The organism is Sphingopyxis sp. Root1497 (genome assembly GCF_001427085.1).
Classification (GTDB): domain Bacteria; phylum Pseudomonadota; class Alphaproteobacteria; order Sphingomonadales; family Sphingomonadaceae; genus Sphingopyxis.
Genome location: NZ_LMGF01000003.1, coordinates 706696 through 722908, shown reverse-complemented (window position 1 = coordinate 722908; position 16213 = coordinate 706696). Strand labels below are relative to the sequence as shown.

At 66.3% G+C, this 16213-nt stretch carries 16 protein-coding genes and 1 tRNA gene; 9 read left to right on the top strand and 8 right to left on the bottom strand.

Translation table 11 applies throughout. From position 1 onward, the window contains the following. Window positions 1-53 precede the first annotated feature (53 nt). A complete protein-coding gene (locus ASD67_RS06815; protein ID WP_056345144.1) occupies window positions 54-950 on the top strand; it encodes a DUF2785 domain-containing protein in 897 nt (298 codons plus the stop codon). On the opposite strand, the gene ASD67_RS06810 is transcribed toward ASD67_RS06815, so the two are convergent. Continuing rightward, window positions 947-1582, bottom strand: a complete 636-nt coding sequence (locus tag ASD67_RS06810) for a glutathione S-transferase family protein (protein ID WP_056345136.1) — start codon at window positions 1580-1582, stop codon at window positions 947-949. The two genes, ASD67_RS06815 and ASD67_RS06810, sit on opposite strands and share 4 nt — an antisense overlap. A 103-nt stretch (window positions 1583-1685) precedes the next feature. On the opposite strand from ASD67_RS06810, the gene ASD67_RS06805 reads away from it, so the two are divergent. Beyond that, window positions 1686-2447 (top strand): competence/damage-inducible protein A, encoded by a 762-nt coding sequence (locus ASD67_RS06805; protein WP_056345133.1) that lies wholly within the window; start codon window positions 1686-1688, stop codon window positions 2445-2447. On the opposite strand, the gene ASD67_RS06800 is transcribed toward ASD67_RS06805, so the two are convergent. Next, window positions 2420-3673, bottom strand: a complete 1254-nt coding sequence (locus ASD67_RS06800; protein ID WP_056345130.1) for an MFS transporter — start codon at window positions 3671-3673, stop codon at window positions 2420-2422. The two genes, ASD67_RS06805 and ASD67_RS06800, sit on opposite strands and share 28 nt — an antisense overlap. 96 nt (window positions 3674-3769) lie before the next feature. Between ASD67_RS06800 and ASD67_RS06795 the strand changes: the two genes are divergently transcribed. Continuing rightward, the gene (locus ASD67_RS06795; protein WP_056345126.1) at window positions 3770-4549 is read left to right on the top strand and encodes a transglutaminase-like domain-containing protein; all 780 of its coding nucleotides are present in this window, start codon (window positions 3770-3772) and stop codon (window positions 4547-4549) included. A 29-nt stretch (window positions 4550-4578) separates the two neighbouring features. Here the strand turns inward: ASD67_RS06795 and ASD67_RS06790 are convergent. Continuing rightward, window positions 4579-4653: transfer RNA gene (locus tag ASD67_RS06790), tRNA-Gly, on the bottom strand. 172 nt (window positions 4654-4825) lie between these two features. Between ASD67_RS06790 and ASD67_RS06785 the strand changes: the two genes are divergently transcribed. Together ASD67_RS06785 and ASD67_RS06780 are read left to right on the top strand one after the other, a co-directional pair. Further along, window positions 4826-5737 (top strand): tetratricopeptide repeat protein, encoded by a 912-nt coding sequence (locus ASD67_RS06785; protein WP_056345124.1) that lies wholly within the window; start codon window positions 4826-4828, stop codon window positions 5735-5737. After that, entirely contained in the window at window positions 5737-6387 is a 651-nt protein-coding gene (locus ASD67_RS06780; RefSeq protein WP_056345121.1) for an LON peptidase substrate-binding domain-containing protein, read from the top strand. Before ASD67_RS06785 ends, ASD67_RS06780 begins: the two co-directional genes overlap by 1 nt. 2 nt (window positions 6388-6389) lie before the next feature. Here ASD67_RS06780 and ASD67_RS06775 read toward each other — a convergent pair whose 3' ends face one another. From ASD67_RS06775 to ASD67_RS22965, 3 genes are all read right to left on the bottom strand, one after another. Further along, complete coding sequence (locus ASD67_RS06775; protein ID WP_056345113.1) at window positions 6390-7058, bottom strand: RNA polymerase subunit sigma-70; 669 nt, start codon at window positions 7056-7058, stop codon at window positions 6390-6392. Window positions 7059-7267: 209 nt separating this feature from the next. Next, entirely contained in the window at window positions 7268-8512 is a 1245-nt protein-coding gene (locus tag ASD67_RS06770; RefSeq protein ID WP_056345110.1) for an FAD-dependent monooxygenase, read from the bottom strand. A 9-nt stretch (window positions 8513-8521) separates the two neighbouring features. Next, entirely contained in the window at window positions 8522-8833 is a 312-nt protein-coding gene (locus ASD67_RS22965; RefSeq protein ID WP_156377599.1) for a hypothetical protein, read from the bottom strand. On the opposite strand from ASD67_RS22965, the gene ASD67_RS06765 reads away from it, so the two are divergent. From ASD67_RS06765 to ribA, 4 genes are all read left to right on the top strand, one after another. Further along, on the top strand, window positions 8832-11144 hold the full coding sequence (locus ASD67_RS06765) for a DNA translocase FtsK (RefSeq protein ID WP_056345107.1): 2313 nt from the start codon (window positions 8832-8834) through the stop codon (window positions 11142-11144). The genes ASD67_RS22965 and ASD67_RS06765 overlap by 2 nt on opposite strands. A 118-nt stretch (window positions 11145-11262) precedes the next feature. Further along, window positions 11263-11922, top strand: coding sequence for a LolA family protein (locus ASD67_RS06760; RefSeq protein WP_056345105.1), 660 nt, complete (start codon window positions 11263-11265; stop codon window positions 11920-11922). A 378-nt stretch (window positions 11923-12300) separates the two neighbouring features. Beyond that, complete coding sequence (locus ASD67_RS06755; protein WP_056345102.1) at window positions 12301-13089, top strand: exodeoxyribonuclease III; 789 nt, start codon at window positions 12301-12303, stop codon at window positions 13087-13089. A 14-nt stretch (window positions 13090-13103) separates the two neighbouring features. After that, window positions 13104-14162 (top strand): GTP cyclohydrolase II, encoded by a 1059-nt coding sequence (gene ribA, locus ASD67_RS06750; protein ID WP_056345100.1) that lies wholly within the window; start codon window positions 13104-13106, stop codon window positions 14160-14162. A gap of 109 nt (window positions 14163-14271) precedes the next feature. Here the strand turns inward: ribA and ASD67_RS06745 are convergent, their stop codons facing one another. Together ASD67_RS06745 and ASD67_RS06740 are read right to left on the bottom strand one after the other, a co-directional pair. Next, complete coding sequence (locus ASD67_RS06745; protein WP_056345097.1) at window positions 14272-15078, bottom strand: LytR/AlgR family response regulator transcription factor; 807 nt, start codon at window positions 15076-15078, stop codon at window positions 14272-14274. Further along, window positions 15075-16202, bottom strand: coding sequence for a sensor histidine kinase (locus tag ASD67_RS06740; RefSeq protein WP_056347115.1), 1128 nt, complete (start codon window positions 16200-16202; stop codon window positions 15075-15077). The genes ASD67_RS06745 and ASD67_RS06740 overlap by 4 nt, the downstream gene beginning before the upstream one ends. Between the last annotated feature and the right edge of the window lie 11 nt (window positions 16203-16213).

Here is a 16213-nt window from a genome sequence, read left to right as displayed (position 1 = left end):
GAGCCCGGCGGAGCGATTCGCCGGGCTCTTTCATTTGGGGAGGAGCGGGCGGAATGAAGGCGATATGGGCCGTCATCGGCTTGACCACGATGGCGGCAGCGACGCCGGCGACCGCAAGTGAAACGGACAAGTGCGTCATCCGACGCCCGGCGGACAGCGATCTCAAGGTCTATGCCGCCCACTATTTCCCAAAGGCCGATGCGGCGACGATCGACGCGCTGCTTGCCTGCCTTGGCGATCCTGACCCGGCGGTGCGTGACGGCTTTGCCTTCACCCTCTGGTCCGAAGGATTGCGCGGCAAACAGGTCGAGCCGGCGCTGATGCGCCACGCCAATGCGCGCCTGCAGGCGATGATGGCCGGACCCGGCGACGCGTCAGGCTTTCGCCGTCCCTTCGCTGCGCTGGCGCTGGCAGAGGTCGCCCGCGCCGACCGGATCGAGCCCTTTCTGACAGACGCCGAACTCCACGCGCTCGCGGAGGCGGGCGCCATCTATCTGCGCGGCGTCACCGACTATCGCGGCTTCACGGCGGGCGAGGGTTGGCGCCACGGCGTCGCGCACGGCGCCGACCTGATGCTTCAGCTGGCGCTCAACCCGCGCCTGTCGCGCGCCGATGCCGACCGGCTGCTCGCAGCGATCGCGGCGCAGGTCGCGCCCGCCGCATCGCCCTATTATGTCCATGGCGAACCGGGGCGTCTCGCCGGCCCGATCCTTTATCTCGCGCGGCGTTCCGATATCGATGATGCCGCCTGGGCGGCATGGTTCCAATCATTGCACCCCGACGCCAGCCCGCGCTGGCGGGACGCCTATGCCGGCGCCGCCGGTCTCGCGGCGATCCACAACAGCACCGCCTTTGCTTCGGCCATCTATGTCAGCGCCTCCGAATCGAAAGACCCGCAGATTCGCCGCCTCGCACCGCTGGCGGTCGAGCTGATCAGGGCGCTGCCCTAAGCCGGATTCGCCGCCTGCATCTCGGCGATCAGGCCATTGTCGATCACCTTGGCGCGCTTATACCCGTCGCGCTCGCGCAGGGTGGCGGCATAGGCCTCGAATGCCGGGCGGCTCGGGATCGTGCCGAACTGCAGCCCCCAGTCGATCTGGCTGCCGACATAGACGTCGGCGGCGGTGAATTTGTCACCCGCGACATACGTCTTGCCCGCGACCGCGCTTTCAAGCGCGTCGAGTGCATGCTCAAGCGTTCCGAAGCCCGCCGAGCGCTGCTGATCGGCGTCGGGTTCGATCCCGAAATGCTTCGCGGTGATCGCCTGCTCGACGGGCCCGGCGGTAAAGAACATCCAGCGATAATAATCGGCGCGGGCATCGGCGGCGGGCGCGAGACCGGCGTCCGGAAAGGCGTCGGCCAGATAGGCGCAGATCGCGGCGCACTCGGTAACGACCTTGCCGTCGTGGACGATCGCCGGAACCTTGCCCATCGGGTTGATCGCCAGATAGGCCTCGTCCTTCATCGAGGTGCCATAACCGAGGATATGGGTTTCATAGGGTGCGCCGACCTCTTCGAGCATCCAGCGGACGATCTGCCCGCGCGACATCGGGTTGGTATAGAAAATCAGCTCATCGGCCATCGTGCATCTCCCTTGGTTTGGCGAGTCGGGATAGAACATAACAGGAACATTGCTGCTGTGCCACCGGACTTGTTTTGTCATGCCAGCGGGCTAAGGCAAAGCGATGAGCGACGAACGCATCTGGACCGCCGCCGTACTGGTGATCGGCGACGAAATCCTCTCGGGCCGCACGCAGGACAAGAATGTCGCGCAGATCGCGACCTGGCTCGACGTGCAGGGGATTCGCCTGCGCGAAGTGCGCATCGTCCCCGATGTCGAGGAAGAGATCGTCGAGGCGCTGAACGCGATCCGCGCGCGCTACGACTATGTCTTCACCACCGGCGGCATCGGCCCGACCCACGACGACATCACCGTCGACGCGGTCGCCAAGGCGCTCGGCGTCGGGGTTATCGTCCATCCCGATGCGCGCGCGATCCTCGAACGTTATTATACCGCGCGCGGCGGCGAACTGACCGAGGCGAGGCTGCGCATGGCGCGCACCCCCGACGGCGCCGAGCTGATCCCGAACCGCATGTCGGGCGCGCCAGGCATCCGCATCGGCAATCTGTTCGTGATGGCGGGGGTGCCGCATATCACGGCTGGGATGCTCGACGCTTTGACCGGCGAACTCGAAGGCGGGGCGCCGCTCGTCGCGCATACGATCGGGTCATGGGCGCCCGAAAGCGAGGTCGCCGACCTGCTGCGCCAGGGTGAAAAGGACCATGCGGGCGTCGCGATCGGCAGCTACCCTTTTTTTCGCGACGGCAAAGTCGGCGCCAATTTCGTTGTTCGCTCGACCTCGGCCGAGGCGGTCGCGGCGTGCGTCGCTGCGGTGACGGCGGGGCTCGAGGCTGCGGGCTATGCGGTGACCGACGGCGGCATCTGATCGGGCGCAGCTTCGTCGCTCGTCCGAGTGACGCGCGGCAGGCGGCGCAGCATCAGTAGCGCGAGCAGCCCGAACATTGTCGCGACGAGGAACGCCGCGCCGGGAAAATGCACGGGCGCCTTGTCGCCGGTGAACCAGGCCATCGTGCCGATCAACAGCGTCGGCGCGACGATCTGCCCCAGCCCCATCGCCATCGCCGAAATCCCCTGGACCTCGCCCTGCATCGCCGCGCTCGCGCGCCGCGACATCAGCGCGTTGAGCGATGGCTGCACCGGCGCCTGGAACATGATCGGCACGATGAGCAGGAACGCCCCCCATGTCGTGTCGACAAAGGCATAGCCGATATAGACGGTCACCGCGACGAGGATGCCGATCGTCGCCGCGTCGCGTTCCCCGAAGCGGCGGACCGTGGGGCCGACCACGAAGGTCTGGCCGAGCGCGATGGCGACCCCGACCGCGGCGAGGCTAGCGCCGATCATCTTTGGCGACCAGCCGAGCTGTGCGATGCAATAGAAGCTCCACGTCATCGGATAGACGAGGCTGGAAATCTGCCACAGGGTCAGCACCGTCGCGATGCCGCTCATCCCCGGCAGCCCTCGCATCGTCTTCCACGCGCCGAACGGATTGGCGCGGCGCCAGTCGAAGCTACGCCGGCGCTCGGCCGGAAGCGTTTCGGGGAAGATGAAAAAGCCATAGAGCATGTTCGCCGCCGCGAGCAGCGCGGCGGCGACAAAGGGCGCGCGTGGCCCGACTTCGCCCAGAAAACCGCCGATGACCGGCCCGACGACGAAGCCGACGCCAAAGGCCGCACCGACGAAGCCGAAGTTTCGCGCGCGGTTTTCGGGTTGGGTGACATCGGCAATCGCCGCTTGCGCAGCGGCAACGCTGCCTCCGAAAATGCCCGACAGGGCGCGAGCGACGAACAGCCAGGGGAGCGTATGGACGATGGTCAGCAGCACATAGTCGGCGGCGAGGCCGGCCAGCGACAGCAGCAGCACGCGCCGCCGCCCAAAGTGATCCGACAGGTTGCCGAGGACGGGGGAGGCGAGGAAGGTCGCGACCGCCATCACCAGTCCGATCGCCGTCGCGATTCCCATCGCGCTGGCAAGGTCGACCCTGCCGATCTCCATCACCAGTTGCGGCAACACCGGCATGATGATGCCGAACCCGATCGCGTCGATGAAGATCGTCGCGACGATGAAGGGGATGGTACGCGAAGCGGTCACAAAGGATCCTATGGTTGGCGGCGGGGGCAGCGCGGCTTGCCCTTTGGTGCGACTGCGCCTAGCGGCACCGATCTTTCCCCCATGCGTTGGCGATAGATGAAACTCGAAATTTCCGCTTCCCTAAATTACCGGCTGCCCGAACCGGTCGACCTGATGTTGCAGATCGAGGCTGCCGACGGCCATGGCCAGCGCGTACTCGACGCATCGCTCGACCTCGGCAACCCCGACCATCTGGCGCGCGTGCCGACGCCGAATGGCATTTGCGAGCCGATCTGGCTGCGCGAGCACGGACAATTGCGTGTCGACTATCGCGCGCGGGTCGCGATCGACCGTCCCGCCCCTGATCTCGCCCTCCTCGCCGCGGTCCCACTGCACCGCTTGCCGGCCGGGGCGGTCCCCTATCTCAACGAATCGCGCTATTGCCCCTCGAACAAGTTTCACGCCTTCGTCGAGCGGCGCTTCGGCGAACTGGAAGGCGGGGCGAAGATTGCGCGGATGCGCGATTGGATCGAAAGCCGCTTCACCTATGTCGCGGGGACAAGCACATCCGAAACCGGCGCGCTCGACAGCTTCGTCGAACGGCGCGGGGTCTGCCGTGACTATGCCCATGTGATGATCGCGCTTGCCCGCGCCGCGCATATTCCCGCGCGCATGGCGAGCGCCTATGCGCTGGGCGTTGAGCCGCAGGATTTCCACGCCGTCGCCGAAGTCTATCTCGCGGGTGACTGGTACCCGGTCGATGCCACCGGCATGGCGCGCGGCGATGCGATGGCCCGAATCTGTGTCGGCCGCGACGCGGCGGACATCGCTTTTCTGACCGCATATCGCGAGATCGAGCTGGTAAGCCAGTCGGTGAGGGTCACCGAAGCCCGATGACGGCCCGCGGCGCAAGCCACGGGAAAGACTGGAGCGGGCGAAGGGATTCGAACCCTCGACCCCAACCTTGGCAAGGTTGTGCTCTACCCCTGAGCTACGCCCGCTCTGGCGGCTGAAACCGGTCGGTTCCAGCGGGTGAGGCGGGCGCTTAGCATCGGCTTTTGGAGTCGGCAACCCCCCTTCATGCTTTTCCTGCACGATTGGCCCCGAAGGGTTGGCATATCGGGCACAAATCCCACATAAGAACGACAGGCATTCAACAGGAGCAATAACCCCGTGGCCACTTTGGGTCTGAACCCGCAAGAAAAGGACGCCGTCGAAGCGTTCCGCCGCGACGTCGTCGAGCCGTCGATGTCGAACCTCGTCATCCTCGATTTCTGGGCCGAATGGTGCGGGCCGTGCAAGCAGCTGACCCCGATTCTCGAAAAGGTCGCTGCCGATTATGCGGACAAGGGCGTTTTGCTCGCCAAGATCGACGTCGATGCGAATCGCTTCATCGCCGGCCAGTTCCAGGTCCAGTCGATCCCGACCGTCTATGCGATCTTCCAGGGCCAGCCGGTCGCCAACCTGACCAACGCTCGCACCGAAAGCCAGATCAAGGCGATGCTCGACCAGTTGCTCGCGCAATTGCCGATCGAAAGCGCCGCAAGCGCCCGCGCCGTCGAGATCGCCCCGCTGATCGAAATGGGCGAGGGCGTGCTCGCCGAGGGTGACGGCGAACGCGCGGCCTCGATCTTCGGCCAGATCCTCGAGATGGCACCCGACAATGCGGCGGCGCAAGGCGGGCTGATTCGCGCGCTGGTCCTCGCGGGCGACCTGACGAGTGCGCAGGGCCTGCTCGACATGATCCCCGCCGAGATCGCCGACGATCCCGCGATCGCGCAGGCGAAGAGCGCCTATGCGCTCGCCGCCGATGCCCCCGACGCTGGCGAACTGGCGGCGCTCGAAGCCGCGGTCGCGGCCGATCCGGGCGACCATCAGGCGCGATTCGACCTTGCCGCCGCGCAGATCGGCGCCGGCAGGCGCGACGCTGCCGCCGACAATCTGCTCCACATCGTCGCGGCGGATCGCGAATGGCAGGAAGATGCCGCGCGCGCGAAATTGCTGTCGCTGTTCGAGGCCGTCGGGCTCGAAGATTCGTGGGTCGCGGCGCAGCGCCGCCGGCTGTCGCTGATCCTGTTCGGCTGATGGGCGATACCGCGCCCCTGACCATCCAGCGGATCGCGATCTTTCCGCTGCCCGGCGCGGTGCTGTTTCCCGGGCTGCACCTGCCGCTGCACATCTTCGAGCCGCGCTATCGCGCGATGGTGCAGGAGGTGCTGGTGCGCGACCGGCGGATCGGGATGATCCAGCCGCGCGTGCTGCCCGGCGAAGAGGATCGCGAGCCGCCGGCGCTCTACGACGTCGGCTGCGTCGGCAAGATCATCGACGTCGAGGCGCTCGACGACGGGCGCTTCAACCTGGTGCTCGAGGGCGTGGCGCGGTTTCGCGTCCGCCGCGAACTCGACGTCACGACACCGTTTCGGCAGGTCGAGGCGGAAATCGAGAGCGAGGTCGAGGAGGATGCGGTGCTGGCGAGCATCGAGCGTGCCAGCCTCGAACGCGAGGCGAAGCGGTTCGCCGAACGGCAGGGCTATGTCGTCGACTGGAATGCGGTCGGCCAGCTCGACGATGCGACGCTCGTCAACGGTATCGCGCAGGTCGCGCCGTTTGATGCCGCGGCGAAGCAGGCGCTGCTGGAAACGACATCGATCGACGAACGCGCCGAACTGGTTGTCCAGCTGATGCAGTTCTTCGGCCGCTTCGACGGCGAAGACGGGCGTTCGACGCTGCAGTAAAATCAGGCGCGACCCGCCGGCAAGAGATGCTGCGCCATATCGGCGAAGGCGGCGCGGACGATATGACGATGGCTTTCGGACAGGCGGCCCGCGGGTTGGATTGCGGTCAGATGCCGGCGCACGAGGCTGTGATGCGCCGCGAGCTTTGCCTTTCCTCTTTGCCATTCGGCGTCGCGGCGCCGCGCCCAGTCGTCGGCGAGGCAATCGGCAAGGCGGCCTGCGAGATAGTCGGCGGCCCGTCCTTCCGCGGCGGCTTCGGCACCGGGATCGACGAGCAGGTCGCCGATGCCCGGATCGTCCAGCGACAGCGTTGCGGTGGCAAACCGGTGCGGCGCGCGGCGCTGGTCGCCGTGGAGGCGGTGTCGCAGCGCCTGTAGTTCGGCGCGGATCTGCCAGTTCATATGGGTGGCAAAGGCCGCGCGGCGTGGGTCGTAGCTTTGCGCGGCGCGGTGGAGCGCGATCGCACACGCCTGTTCGGAATCGTCGGCGACCGATGACAGTCCGTAGCGGCGGATGAAATAGCGGACGCGTGGAGAAGCTGCGGCGGCGAGGCGCGCGAAGGCGCGGTCGGCCTGGACGCGGCGGCGCGGCGAGGGCTCGGCATCGAGGGCAGCGCGCGCGGCGATCCAATCGGTCACCGCCGCTTCGAGGGCGTGGCTGCTCACCGACATGGTCCGGCTCCTGCTGCGCGGCGGGTCGTTACCGCATGGGACAGGCTATGGGGTCATGGTTAGCGGGGGCGTGCCTGGGACGTAGGTGGAAATACGTAGGGATGGGCAAGATACCCGTTTGCAGCGCGCGACGTCGAGATGCCCATCGGTCGCACGCGCCATCGAGGCGTCTCGACGTCGCGCGACACGAACGGAAAAATGGGGTGGGCTTAAACCTCCGCCCCCGCGAGCAGGCGGGGCAGGTCACCGGCTTCGCCGCGCGCCTCGTCCATGAAGAAGCGTTTGAGCATCGGCAATCGCTGCACCGCACCGAGGCCGGCGCGGCGCACCGCCGCGGCGGTGCGGCCGGGAATGCCGAAGAGACGCGTGAGGCCATCGGTCGCGAGGCTGACCATCAGGCTGTCGAGCCCGCGCCAGCGCTGGTACCGCGCGAGCAAAGCCGCGTCGCCGAGGTCGAGGCCGAGCCGCGCCCCCTCGACGAGAACTTCGGTGAGCGCCGCGACGTCGCGCAGGCCGAGGTTGAGTCCCTGCCCGGCGATCGGATGGATGCCATGCGCGGCATCGCCGACGAGCACGACCCGGTCGGCGACGATCGTCGCGCTATGGTGGAAGCCGAGCGGATAGGTCATGCGCGGCGCGACCAGTTCCATTTTGCCGAGCAGGTCGCCCGCGCGCTTTTCGAGTTCCGCGACAAAGCCCCTCTCGCCCAATTTGGCGAAGCCCGGCCCGTCCTTTTCGGCGACGGTCCACACGAAGGCCGAACGGTGGCGGCCCTGCGCGTCGTCGACAAGCGGGAGCAGCGCGAAGGGCCCTGAAGGAAAGAAGATTTCGTGCGCGACGCGATTGTGCGGTTTGCTGTGCACGACCGCGCCGATCATCGCATGATGGTGGTACGACCAGTTGGCGATGCTGAACCCCGCGGCGTCGCGCGTCGGCGAGCGGCGGCCCTCGGCGACGATCAGGAGCGGCGCCTGCAGTCTCGCGCCGTCGGCAAGGGTCAGCGTGACGCCGTGTGGGCCGATGTCGCGGTCCACCACCTGCGCGGGCATAATGAGGCGTGCGAGCGGGGCTTCGGCGAGCGCGTCGCGGAGCGCAAGACGAAGCTGGCGGTTTTCGACCATCGTGCCGAGCGCGGGATCGTCGGCCCCGGTTTCGAAATCCAGTTCGCCCGAACGCCCGTTTTCTTTTGGCACGCCGTCGCTGACCTTGATCGCACGGATCGGGCAGCCATGACCGGCGAGCCGATCGGCGAGGCCGAGCACTTCGAACATCTGCCAGGTCGCGCTGGCGATCGCCGAGGCGCGGCCGTCGAAACCGGGCGCGATCGTCGCCAGTGGATCGGCGGGATCGACGACCTGGCTGGAGAGGCCATGATGCGCGAGCGCGAGGGCCAGGGCCTGGCCGACAAGGCCGCCGCCGGAGATGATTACGTCGCTGCGCTGTACGTCACTCATGACCCCGCCCTAGACGGCAATGCGGCGCTTGAAAAGCGGTGTGGCGCGGGCCGACGGGCCGGAATTATTTGTTTCGCGCAAAGACACAAAGACTCGAAGATGTCGCGCCATCCGCGAGGCGGCGCGCCATCCGAACGCCGCGACCACCGCACCGTTCATGGGATGAGGGGCCTGTCGGCCCGAACCTTCTTCTTCGTGCCTTTGCGTCTTTGCGCGAAACCCCTTCATAACCCACAGATCGGTTGGGAGCCGCGCTTGACGACGAGTCCGGCGCATGTGCATATCGCCGTGGTTAATTCCAGTGGGGACCGATTTCAGCATGGCCAGCCGCAAGCCCGTCGCCGCAAAGGCCGATTGGCGCACCGTTTTCCGGGCGAGCATCGCGCGATCTTTGGTGATCGGCGCGGCGTTGACGCTTGGCGCTTTCACGCTGTTCCTGACGCTGGCGCTGATCACCCATGACGGCACCGATGCTGCGATCCACACCGCGGCGGGGGGCAATCCGTCGAACTGGATGGGCAGCGCGGGGGCGTGGTTTGCCGACTTGCTGCTGTTCGTCGGCGGGGTTGCGATCACCCTGCTGCTACCCCTGCTCGGCGTGATCGCCTGGCGGCTGTGGACTGGCGAGGCGCAGCCCTATTGGAAACGCCAGCTCGCTTTCGTCTTCATCGCGATCTTGCTCGTCGGCCTCGGCGCACAACTGTGGACCCCCGACAGCAATGCCCCGCTTCCCGCGGGCTGGGGCGGGATCATCGCGTTGATCGTCGGCGGCGCGGTCGACCCGTGGTTCGACCGCATCGGCGAACCCGGCGCGGCGCTGGTCCGCTTCGCCGCGATCCTGCTGTTGATCGGCGTCGGCCTTTGGCTCGCGTGGCGCGCGCTGCGGCTCGAACCCGGCTGGTGGACGCGGCTTCGGCTGCCCGCCGTCGAGGGTGGCCGCGTCGTCGCGCCGGCCCCCGCGCTTGCCGCCGATGCGAAGGCGCCGTCGCTGATGGGCCGTGTCATCCGCCCGCGCGCCCGCGCCGAGCCGAGCGAGCGGGCACCGCCCGAGATTGCCGACCCGGCGCAGCGCACCCAGCCGTCGAAACCGCGCGCCAAGCCGCAGACCGAGTTGTTCACCAATTACCAGATGCCGTCGCTCGACCTGCTCGCCGAGCCGCCGCCGGCGCCGACCGGGCAGATCGACAAGGCGGGGCTCGAACGCAACGCGCGGCTGCTCGAATCGGTGCTCGAGGATTTCCAGGTCAAGGGCGTGATCACCGCGGTGCGCCCCGGCCCCGTCGTCACCATGTACGAACTCGAGCCCGCGCCGGGGACGAAAGCGAGCCGGGTGTCGAACCTTGCCGACGACATCGCGCGCAACATGTCGGCGCTGTCGGCGCGCATCGCGCCGATCCCGGGGCGCACGGTGATCGGCATCGAGCTGCCCAACGCGGTCCGCGAATCGGTGGTGCTGTCCGAAATGATCGGCAGCGCGCTGTTCCAGGAACAGACCGGAGCGCTCCCGATCATCCTCGGCAAGAATATCAGCGGCGACCCGGTGATCGCCGATCTCGCGCCGATGCCGCACCTGCTGATCGCGGGCACCACCGGGTCGGGCAAGTCGGTCGGTTTGAACGCGATGATCCTGTCGCTGCTCTACCGGCTCGGCCCCGATCAGGTGAAGCTGATCATGATCGACCCCAAGATGCTCGAACTCAGCGTCTATGACGGCATCCCGCACCTGCTCGCTCCGGTGGTGACCGAGCCCAAGAAGGCGATCCGCGCCCTCAAATGGGCGGTCGAGCAGATGGAGGACCGTTACCGGATGATGTCGTCGCTGTCGGTGCGCAACCTCGCGAGCTACAACGACAAGGTCCGCACCGCGCTGTCGAAGGGCAAGTCGCTCGGACGGCGGGTCCAGGTCGGTTACGACCCCGAAACCGGTCAGCCGCTCTATGAGGAAGAGACACTCGATTACGCGCCGCTGCCGCAAATCGTGGTGGTGGTCGACGAGCTGGCCGATTTGATGATGACCGCGGGCAAGGAGGTCGAATTCCTGATCCAGCGGCTCGCGCAGAAAGCGCGCGCCGCAGGCATCCACCTGATCCTCGCGACCCAGCGCCCGTCGGTCGACGTCATCACCGGCGTCATCAAGGCGAATTTGCCGACACGTATCAGCTTCAACGTCACGTCGAAAATCGACAGCCGCACGATTTTGGGCGAGGCGGGCGCCGAGCAGCTGCTCGGCAAGGGCGACATGCTCTATGTCCCCGGTGGCAAGCAGATCACCCGCATCCACGGCCCGTTCGTGTCGGACGACGAGGTGCGGGCGGTCGCCGACCATTGGCGCGGCCAGGGCCAGCCCGACTATGTCGAGAGCGTCACCGAGGATCCCGAGGACGGCGGCTTCGCGATGGAGGGCGCCCCTGCGGGCGGCGACAGCGCCGAGGATCGTATGTATGCCAAGGCGTGCCAGATCGTCGTCGAGAGCCAGAAGGCCTCGACGAGCTGGCTGCAACGCCAGCTGCGCATCGGGTATAACAGTGCGGCGCGGATGATCGAGCGCATGGAGGAGGAGGGCCTCGTCAGTCCCCCCAACCATGTCGGCCGGCGCGACGTGCTGACCGATCAATATGGACAGCAACGCTAGGCGGCAGGGGAACCAAAGCAGATGCTCGCGACTTGAACAGCCTCCAACGCCGGGTTCACGGCGGGTTCAACGCCGGGTCGGCATATCCCGGCCGTCCTTATGGCAGAATGAGAACATCATGACCCTGAATTTTCCCCGCCTGACCCTGACACGCGCCGCCGCGCTGGCGCTCGTTCCCGCCGCCGCCACGGCGCTGGCGTTCGGCGCGCCGGCGATCGCGCAGTCGGCAAATACGCTGACCTCGGTCCAGTCGCACCTGCGCGCGACGAGTTCGATGACCGCCGATTTCGTCCAGACCGATCGCAACGGCCAGCGGCTGAATGGACAATTGACCTTGAAACGCCCCGGCAAGATCCGGTTCCAGTATCAGAAGGGCGTGCCCCTGTTGATCGTCGGCGACGGCAGTTCGCTGACGATGATCGATTATGAGGTGAAGCAGGTCCAGCGCTGGCCGGTGAAGAATTCGCCGCTCGGCGCGCTGCTCGATCCCGACCGCGACCTCACCAAATATGCCAAGGTCCTGCCGACAAGCAGCGACGATGTCGTGAGTGTCGAGGTCAAGGATCCCAAGCGCCCCGAATATGGCACGATCACCATGGTGTTCGTGCGCGACGGCGCCGCGCCCGCCGGATTGCGCCTGCGCGGCTGGGTCGCGCTCGATTCGCAAAACAACCGCACGCGCATCGACCTGACGAACCAGAAGTTCAACGTTGCGGTCGCCGATTCGGCGTTCAAATGGACCGACCCCCGCCCGCGCTCGCGCGGCCGCGGAAGCTGACGCGAACTTATCCACAGCCGAATATGAACGGCGCCGAATCCCACGAAGCGGATTCGGCGCCGTTTTTTCGGACCAACCGCCGCCCAGCATCGACGAACTGCAAAACCGCCCATATCCGCCAGATTTTCGTTCAGCTTGGCGACAGGGAAGGGGCGGTATTCCCACTCTCGAAGGCGCCAACACGGCCCCCGGTTCTGGGTTTCCCCCTGTTGCCCCAACCGAGTGCCAGGCACCTTCATTCAAGAGCGTGACGAACGCTGACCTTGAACCCCCGTTCCACCGCCCCTGGAACGGGGGTTTAATTTTGGGTTTGGCGCCGGTCGCCGCCCTGCCCGCAATCGCATTGCACCGCGCGCGCCGCGCCGATAGAGCCACGCCATGACAACCAGCATCGCTTCGTGGAACATCAACAGCGTCCGCGCCCGCATCGGCATCGTCGAGAAATTCCTGCGCGAGGAAGCGCCCGACGTCCTGTGCCTGCAGGAAACCAAGGTCGAATGCGTGTCCTTCCCGCCCGACATGTTCCGCAGCCTTGGCTACACCCATATCGTCACCCACGGCCAGCGCATGCACCATGGCGTCGCGATCGTCAGCAAGGTTCCGCTGGCCGACGTCCGCAAATATGACTGGCAGGCCAATGGCGAGGCGCGCCACGTCGGGGTCACGCTGCCCGGCGGCGTGCGGCTCGACAATGTCTATATCCCAGCCGGGGGCGACGTCGCCGACCGCGAGATCAATCCGAAATTCGGGCAGAAGCTCGATTTCTACGCGCGGATGACCGAATGGTCGGGGGCGCTCGACCAGCCCACGGTCCTGACCGGCGATTTCAACGTCGCGCCACTCGAAAGCGACGTATGGAATCATAAGGCGTTGCTGGACGTCGTGAGCCACACGCCGATCGAGGTCGAGACGCTGGCGAAGCTGCAGGCGGCGTCGCAATGGGTCGACCTTGGCCGTCATTTCATCGAGGCGCCGACACCGCTCTTCACCTGGTGGAGCTACCGCGCCAAGGATTGGGAATTGTCGAACCGCGGCCGCCGGCTCGACCATATGTGGGTGACCCCCGACTTGCTGACGAAGGCGGTGTCGCACCGCATCGTCCGGCCGGCGCGCAGCTGGGAACGGCCGTCGGACCATATCCCGTTGATTACCGAGTTCGATTTTTGAGCGACGCCGCGCGCATGGATGGCGGCGCCCGCCGGGCGGCGCGCGCGGTCGATGCGCTGCGCCGCGGCTGGCCGGTGCGCGTGACCGGCGACGACGGCGTTCTGGATTTGCTGGCGATCGAGAGCGCGAGCGATGCCACGCTGGCGGATTTTGAGGATGGTGTCGCCGACGTGCTGCTGTCGGGCGAGCGCGCGGTGACGCTGAAGCTCACCAACCAGCGTGCCGCCGCCGCGCCGGGACCGGTGCGGCTGACCGGTGCCGCGACCAGCGTCGCGGCGGGACTGGCGATCGCCGACCCGGCACTCGACCTTGCCAATCCGCTCAAAGGCCCGTTCCGTACCCAGGCGACCGGCGGCGAGGCCGCCGCGATGGCCGCGATGCTGATGGCACGCCACGCCGGCCTGCTCCCCGCCTTTTTCGTGCGCGAAGCGGCGGGCGGCGCCGAAACCGCCTGCAACGCCGCCGATGTCGACGCGTTGCTCGACCCTACGCGCCTCCATATCGCCGCCCGCGCCCGCCTCCCGGTCGAGGCCAGCGAAGGCGCCGAGATCGTCGCCTTTCGGACTCCCGAAGAGGCGTCGGACCATGTCGCGCTCGTTATCGGCAAGCGCGACGCGAGCCCGCCGGTGGTGCGGCTGCACAGCGAATGTCTGACCGGCGACGTGCTCGGCAGCCTGAAATGCGACTGCGGACCGCAGCTTCACGCGGCCCTGCACGCGATGGCCGATGCGCCTTGGGGGGTGCTGCTTTACCTGCGGCAGGAAGGGCGCGGGATCGGGCTGGTCAACAAGCTGCGCGCCTATGCGCTGCAGGATCAGGGCTATGACACGGTGGACGCGAACCTGCGGCTGGGCTTCCCGGTCGAGGCGCGCGATTTTGCGATCGCGGGACGGATGCTCCAATTGCTCAACATTCCGCGCATCCGGTTGATGACGAACAATCCGGAGAAGGTCGCGCGGCTGGAACGCGAGGGCGTCGAGGTCGTCGAGCGCATTCCGCTCGCGCTGCCGACGAACAAATATAACGAGCAATATCTGGCGACGAAGCGCGACCGGACCGGGCACCAGCTTTAACGAACCGTCATTGCGAGGAGCCTAAGGCGACGCGGCAATCCAGAGCGGCGTAAACCGCCCTGGATTGCTTCGCTACGCTCGCAATGACGGAGTTATTGAGTCGCGGGCCTCAATGCACGAAGCGCGCCACCACATCCCGATAGCTGCGGCTGACCTTCACCTGCGCGCCCGAGCCAAGGACGAGAAAGCATTCGCCATTGGTGTGCGGCTTGACCTGCTTGACCTGGCTGAGGTTGACGATCGTCGAGCGGTGGACGCGCTGGAAGTTGCGCGGGTCGAGCCGCTTTTCGAGGTCCTTCATCGTCTCGCGCAGGATCAGGCTGTTGTCGGCGGTGTAGATGCACATATAGTCGCCCGCGGCGTCGATGCGTTCGATACTGTCGACATCGACGCGGAAGATCTGACCGCGATCCTTGATATTGATCATCTTTTCATAGCGATCGGCGGCGTGCGCGTCGGGGGCGATTTCGGCGTCATAATCGTCGGCCGCCTCGGGGGCGACTTCGGCGAGCACGGTCTTGAGGCGTTCGACCTCGGCGGCGCCGCGTTTTTCGGTCAGACGCTGGCGCACGCGGTCAAGCGCATCGGCGAGGCGTTCGGGTTCGACCGGCTTGACCAGATAATCGACCGCCTGCGCCTCGAAGGCGCGGATCGCATGGTCCGAATAAGCGGTGACGAACACCACCAGCGGCGGTTCGACCTCCATCAGCCCCTGGATCACCGAAAAGCCGTCGAAGCCGGGCATCTGGATGTCGAGGAAAACGAGGTCGGGCTTGTGGGTCTTGATCTTGCGGATGGCCTCGCGGCCATTTTGGGCGGTGTCGACAATTTCGACGTCGCTGTGCGGTTCGAGCCGCAATTGCAGGCCCTGGGTGGCCAGTTTTTCGTCATCCACCAGGATGGTTCTGATCGTCATGTTCTCTCGGTTCCAATCGTCATTTGCCCGTCAGGCTGAAACGGAAACTCGACAACCACCGTGAATCCGCCGTCAGCGCCCGATTGGGCATCGAACCGGTGCTGGTCGCCGAAAGCCTGCGCCAGCCGGTCTCTGATATTGGCTAAACCCACACCGGTTGATTCCGTTGCAATGACGCCAGTGGTGGGGTCCGCGCCATCGGCTGACAATCCCGACCCGGTGTCCGACACGGTAATCCGAACATTTTGACCGGCAAGCTGAGCCGAAATCGTGATGTCGGCGCCATCCTCCTGCGGGGTGACCGCATATTTTATAGCATTTTCGATCAGCGGCTGGAGCAGCAGCGAGGGCAGACGGGCGCGCGAAACGGCGGGATCGATCGCAAAATGAGGGCGCAGCCGTTCCTCGAAGCGCATTTTTTCGATGTCGAGATACAGCTTCAGCGTCTCGATCTCCTGGGCCAGCGTCACTTGCGCGGTCGGTTCGTTGGCGAGCGTGTAGCGCAGGAACGCCGACAGCCGCGACAGCATCGCATTGGCGGGTTCGGATTGCTTGAGCAGCACCAGCGTCGAGATGCTGTTGAGTGTGTTGAACAGGAAATGCGGGTTGAGCTGGTAGCGCAGCATTGCGAGCTGCGCCGAGGCCGCCTGCGCCTCGAGCCGCAGCACACGGTCATTCTGTTCTTCGAGCTGGAGGAAATAGTTGATCGCGAAATAGAGCGCCGACCAGGCGGCGAGTGAGGTCGCGTCGATATAGACCGCGCCGAGCAGCAGGCTGGTGAAGCCCGCGTCGCTGTTCGGGTTCTGGATCTGCGCGACCCAGGCGTCGATGAACGCCCAGAGCGCGGTGGCGATACCCGCCAAGCCGAAGCTGACCCCCCACATCAATAGCGGGCGGCGGCTGATCAGGGTGCGATAGCAGACCGACAGGATCAGCGAGAGCGAGAAGCCGGTGATCGCCGACACCGTCTGTGGAATCAGGAAGGCGAGCGCCTGCCCATTGGCGAGGCCCGACACGCCGCGCAGCCCGAGCCAGGCGAACCAGCCGAGGATCTGGAGATTCCAGAAGGCGCGCACCTTATTGCCGAAAAAGGGTCCCGGCGAGGATAGTCCGAACAGCGGCATCGGATGTTGGG